The sequence below is a fragment of the Kitasatospora sp. NPDC094016 genome (assembly GCF_040304045.1).
GTDB lineage: Bacteria > Actinomycetota > Actinomycetes > Streptomycetales > Streptomycetaceae > Kitasatospora.
In genome coordinates, this window is sequence record NZ_JBEOUK010000036.1 from 1 (window position 1) to 979 (window position 979).

1 rRNA gene and 1 pseudogene are annotated in these 979 nt (G+C 68.9%); both read left to right on the plus strand.

The annotated features are described in order from the left end of the window. Positions 1 to 87: ribosomal RNA gene (gene rrf, locus ABT015_RS27590) — 5S ribosomal RNA — on the plus strand; the annotation flags it as partial. A gap of 357 nt (positions 88 to 444) precedes the next feature. Further along, a pseudogene (locus ABT015_RS27595) lies at positions 445 to 979 on the plus strand (DEAD/DEAH box helicase); the annotation flags it as partial.

The window sequence follows — 979 nt, forward strand, 5'->3', positions numbered from 1 at the left end:
GGTTACATTCCGAACCCGGAAGCTAAGCCTTACAGCGCCGATGGTACTGCAGGGGGGACCCTGTGGGAGAGTAGGACGCCGCCGAACAATTATTCAAGGCCGCGGCCCCAGCGATTCGCTGGGGCCGCGGCCTTTTTGTGTTTTGCGAACGAGTAGTACCCCGGCAGGCCGGGACCTTCGCCCAGGCGGAGTGTTCCGGGATGTCGGACAATGGAGATGGTGCGCGGCCAGGAGGCCGGCGCCGAAACCGCGTGACGGCAGCGGAGTTGCTCAGTCCGCGGTGGAGCTGAAGCAGCAGAAGGAGTCACCACGATGTCGAACCAGCCCCAGGACCGTCCCGAGCGTCGATCGGACGACGGCCGAGGCTACGAGCCCCGGTCCCGTGGGGGCTGGTCGAACGACCGTGGCGGCGCCCGTCGGGACGACCGTCAGGGCGGCGGCTACCGTCGCGATGACCGTCCCTCCGGTGGCGGCTTCAACCGTGACGACCGTCCGCGTCGTGACGACCGTCCGTCCGGTGGTTTCAACCGCGATGACCGTGGTGGCGACCGTGGCGGCTTCCGTCGTGACGACCGCCCGTCCGGTGGCGGTTTCAACCGTGACCGTGGCGACCGCCCGTCGGGTGGTGGCGGTTTCCGTCGCGATGACCGTCCGAGCGGGTTCAACCGTGACCGTGACGACCGTCCGCGTCGTGACGACCGCCCGTCGGGTGGTTTCAACCGCGATGACCGTGGTGGCGACCGCGGTGGCTTCCGTCGTGACGACCGCCCGTCCGGTGGCGGTTTCAACCGTGACCGTGGCGACCGCCCGTCGGGTGGTGGCGGTTTCCGTCGCGATGACCGTCCGAGCGGGTTCAACCGTGACCGTGACGACCGTCCGCGTCGTGACGACCGCCCGTCGGGTGGTTTCAACCGCGATGACCGTGGTGGCGACCGCGGTGGCTTCCGTCGTGACGACCGCCCGTCCGGCGGTGGCTTCT